Here is a 4,322-nt window from a genome sequence, read left to right on the forward strand (position 1 = left end):
TGAGCAGCCTCATCTGACTGGTCCAAGTTGATTGTTAGTGCATCATCGGCCTGTGATCCATCGGGATGATGGTTTCGGGCGCTGGCGGGCGATAGCCCAGTGCACTGTGGGGGCGTTTTGTGTTGTAGTGTCTCCTCCATTGTTCGATCAGAATTTGAGCTTCGCGCAGGCTGTAGAAGATCTCACCATTGAGCAACTCGTCCCTGAACCTGCCATTGAAGCTTTCACAGTATCCGTTTTCCCACGGGCTGCCAGGTTCGATGTAAGCCGTCTTGGCGCCAACGGCGGCGATCCAGTCTCGGACAGCCTGGGCGACAAATTCCGGCCCATTGTCAGAACGTATGAAACTCGGCGCGCCGCGAAGTATGAACAGGTCTGTCAGGACGTCGATTACATCGGTCGAGTTCAGCTTCCGCTCGACCCTGATAGCCAAACATTCCCGACTGTACTCATCAAGGATGTTCAGCGCCCGGAAGGCTTTGCCATCATCGGTTCGGCAATGGACGAAGTCATAGGACCACACGTGGTTGCGATGCTCTGGTCGAAGCCGGACACATGATCCGTCATTCAGCCAGAGCCGCCCTTTCTTCGGTTGTTTTATTGGCACTTTCAGCCCCTCTCGCCGCCACAGCCGTTCAATCCGTCCGTCGCTGACAGACCATCCAGCCTCCCTCAGCAGCGCTGCGATCCTGCGATAGCCATATCGGCCATATTGACGGGTCAGCTCGATCATGTCGGCCACCAGTCGGTCCTCGTCTGCACGACCTTGTGGGACGCGCCGTTGCGTGGACCGGTGTTGTCCAAGCACGCGACAGGCGCGTCTCTCGGAAACGTTCAGCTGGTTGCGTACATGGTTAATACAAGCACGACGACGAGCGGGGCTCAGTAGTTTCCCTTTGTGGCTTCCGTCAGGATCAGTTTGTCCAACGTCAGATCAGAAACCGCGCGCCGCAGTCGCTCGTTCTCTTTCTGAAGCCGTTTCAGTTCCTTCAACTGGTCTATGCCCATTCCGCCGTACTTTTTGCGCCAGCGGTAATAGGTTTGTTCAACAACGCCGATCTGCCTGATCGCATCAAGACGGGACATGCCTTGCCCCATCAGAACTTCAACCTGCCGTAACTTCGAGACAATCTCTTCGGGCTTCGGTCTCTTGTTTGCCATTCGTGGTCCTCCGTTCCCTAAACATAACGGTGGTCCAGTTCAGTTGGGGAGGCTCAAATTGCCTCTCGCTTTCGTAACAAAGAATATTGGCCATACAGAGCGGTTCCCCGACACCAGGGTCAAAAACCGTGCCTTCCAAAACACCCTCACGAAAAGTCTGGTGTTGTCAAAATCTTGCCGCAAACCATGGCGACAAAAACCTCGCCTGCACTGGTTCTAGTGGTTATCGTTGCCTCGGGAGACAATTCCGGATGGGACAAGCAATGCTGCATTTCTACTTTCGAGTATTTGTATCGGTTGTTGCACTATGGGCAGGCGGGGCACAGGCACAAAACTGGCAATATGATGAGCGTGGCTCAGGGTCAGGTATCGCTTGGTTTGCTTCCGATGGACGCGGGGTGACAATCGCGCTTGATCCCGAATCTGGCAGTTGGCTTTTTTCCACGAATGTCCAGGAACCAACCGATGGTGCACCAATAAACATCACGTTCGAACGGCGCGGCAAACTCGTTGCGCTGTCACATGCATGGGGCGGATACTATGTTGAAAGTTTGGTCGATGTTCCCGGTCAGATGGTTTTGTTTACCGTGGACGACGAATTTTTGGAGCTTCTCATGTCGAGCAGCAACATGTTTGTAGAATTGGGTCAGGAGAGCTACAAATATCCGCTGATTGGCTCGCGTGCGGCAGTTTCGCGGCTGATTGCTGAAACGCAAGTTCTTCGGGCGGCAATCGAAGATGACGGCGGCCATGCCACAGCGCAGGCGATATCTGACTGCGATCAACAGGCAGGGCATCCTTGGGACAATTTAAGCGAAGGCGGAGGCCGCGGCTGGAGTGAGATCACACCCGGAGTTGCAATCGACAGCTGCCGCTATGCAGTTGAAGTTTCGGAGGGGCAAGAACGTGTGCGCATGCTCTATCAGCTTGGGCGTGCGCTTGACAAAAAAGGTGAATCGGAGGCGTTGGCAGTATTGCGTGAAGCCGGGGACACCTATGACTACCCGATGGCTCTTAATCAACTGGGCCTTTTCTATCGTGAAGGCCAGTACACGGCGCCCAACCTTCCTTTGGCAGAAGGTTTTTTTCGCCGAGCTGCAGAAAAGCGCAACGTACCGGGACAATTCAATCTCGGCGCTCTTCTGTTGAGTGGGTCGCCAACGCCGGAACTTAAAAGCAAAGGTCATTCGATGCTGTCCCTTGCCGCTGCGGCAGAATATCCGGACGCCATGGCTCTATACGGATATGAGCTTGCTGGCGGCACGGTGGCGGATGGGGATCCGCTGCAGGGAGTGAATTACCTGCAGCGGGCGTCCGGGGCAGGCGTGCATGTGGCAAGCTTGCTGCTCGCCGAAATGTTTCACGTCGGAATAGTCGTGGATGCGTCCCCAGAGGAGCACCAAAAGTACGCCAATTTGGCCGAGGAGCAGAGAGAAGCAACTTTTGCGGACATCTACCACAAATGAGTTATGTGGATTTCCGATGGCGTTGCCTGAACGGCCGCATTTGTTCTTGTCATGTTCGATCATGGCAAGAATCCGGGAAAAACTTCGGTAACACGATTCTCAAATTAAGTACCAAAGCCCAGCGTGGAGTCTCAATTTAGCTGCTAATTCTCAGAACACGGTACACGACTCGTGGCCTTGACGGAACATGAACGCAAGCAGTTGTTTTTGTCTCTTCGTAAGATCCTGAGAAACGCAGACGCGTAGCCTTGCATCTCTCGCCGCGCTCGAACCGGCCGGTGCCACAGAGCTGGTCTGCTTCCGCCTCCAGCATGGCGTTCTGAACCGCTGTACCGTGCGCCCTCTCACCAGGTGATCGCGAATGCACGCCCAGTCGATCTGGATCACATGCTCCATCGCATGGGACTTCCCGTTCTCATCCATTCTCTGCTTTTGCTACGTCGGTCACATCTAGGTGCGAATATCAAATGATAAAATCATTTGTTTTTTACAATTAGTTATTCTAAACTTACAGTTGAGGGAGGAAACGAAGTGCTCGCGTCTAGCCCCGGCAGGCCAGGATTTGGTGGCCGGGATGTCCAGTGGAAACAGGCCGACAGTTTGATCTGCAGGAACGACAGTAATCTGTTCCGGCGCCACCTCCTGAGATGAAGATGTGAGGTTCGGATGCCATGTCAGGCAACGGTTTCCGATCTGTTCGATTGAGGAGATTGTGAGTGCCACTTGATCCCCCAACACTGTTTGATGGCGCGATCCCAATGACCGGCACGGAACCGACATTCGATCTATTGTCCGGTGGCGATAGCTCTGCCGTTGATCTGGGTGATATGAGCACCGGTGATGTCATCATGGGCGCAGGCGGGAGTTCGCAAGGAGGATATTACCGCGGGTTCACCTCGCAATAGGAGGGACTTTTGATGTTTCCAATTTCGCCATCCGGCTCACGCCAAGCGCTGATATTCTCTAACCTGAAATCCAAGGTGGGGGCTCGTACTCAACGAGATCGCTTCGGATGAATCGAGAATACTTGCCCGTGGCCAGCCTTACAGGGATGTCGGAGATTTGCGACAAAAATGCACGACCCGACATTGTGGCACTTAAATCATTTCCAAACAGCAATGTCTGCGCTTCAGATCGACATGCACGCTCGGGCGCGAATACGAATGCAGGGCCAAGCTCGTTCAGCCTCGCGTCAACCAAACATCATTTGGGAAGTACAGGCTAAAACTGGATGCAACACCCAGGATCGATCGTCTATCCACCGATGTCACCCAATTTGGGATGAACGAATAAATGGTATTGAAGCAGACAAACAAAAAAACAGGTCACCTATTACGTGGACCTCGCATTATCAAACGCGGCAAGCACGTTTTTACATCTGCTGCAGTCATGGGCTGGGTAGTTACTACCGGTGTTATTTTCTTGCTTTCGATCAATGTGACACCGGCATTTGCCGCCTGTACTCCGAGCGATACAGGGTCGGCGGGTGCAGACGTTATTCTTTGCGATGCGCTGAACGACCCCATGGGGGCAAATGTCACCGGTCTGGCTGGTGATGATACAATCACGATGAATGGCGGGACGGCGAGCAGTATTGATGCCGGACTCGACAATGACACAGTCATCATCGATGGGCTGGCTGTGGTCACCGGTGATGTGGTGATGGGCACCGGGGCGGATGTGTTCACCATGAAT

At 53.7% G+C, this 4,322-nt stretch carries 4 protein-coding genes; 3 read left to right on the forward strand and 1 reads right to left on the reverse strand.

The annotated features are described in order from the left end of the window. Positions 1-34: 34 nt before the first annotated feature. Positions 35-1,161 (reverse strand): IS3 family transposase gene (locus GOX53_RS28860; RefSeq protein ID WP_171182324.1). Its coding sequence is split into 2 segments (ribosomal slippage): positions 35-900 and positions 900-1,161, totalling 1,128 coding nucleotides; the frame shifts between segments, so codons are not numbered across the junction. Between the two features lie 263 nt (positions 1,162-1,424). Here GOX53_RS28860 and GOX53_RS28865 point away from each other — a divergent pair. The 3 genes from GOX53_RS28865 to GOX53_RS28875 form a co-directional block, all read left to right on the forward strand. Further along, the gene (locus tag GOX53_RS28865; protein ID WP_217351992.1) at positions 1,425-2,627 is read left to right on the forward strand and encodes a tetratricopeptide repeat protein; all 1,203 of its coding nucleotides are present in this window, start codon (positions 1,425-1,427) and stop codon (positions 2,625-2,627) included. Positions 2,628-3,343: 716 nt separating this feature from the next. After that, positions 3,344-3,532, forward strand: coding sequence for a hypothetical protein (locus GOX53_RS28870; protein WP_171182326.1), 189 nt, complete (start codon positions 3,344-3,346; stop codon positions 3,530-3,532). A 388-nt stretch (positions 3,533-3,920) separates the two neighbouring features. Further along, the coding region (locus GOX53_RS28875; RefSeq protein WP_217351993.1) for a hypothetical protein at positions 3,921-4,322 on the forward strand (402 nt) is incomplete at its 3' end.

The sequence above is a fragment of the Ruegeria sp. HKCCD8929 genome, assembly GCF_013031405.1.
Lineage (GTDB): Bacteria > Pseudomonadota > Alphaproteobacteria > Rhodobacterales > Rhodobacteraceae > Ruegeria.

Coding starts and splice junctions, on each gene's coding strand:
- GOX53_RS28865 (WP_217351992.1), top strand. CDS start 1,425: ATGCTGCATTTCTACTTTCGAGTATTTGTATCGGTTGTTGCACTATGG.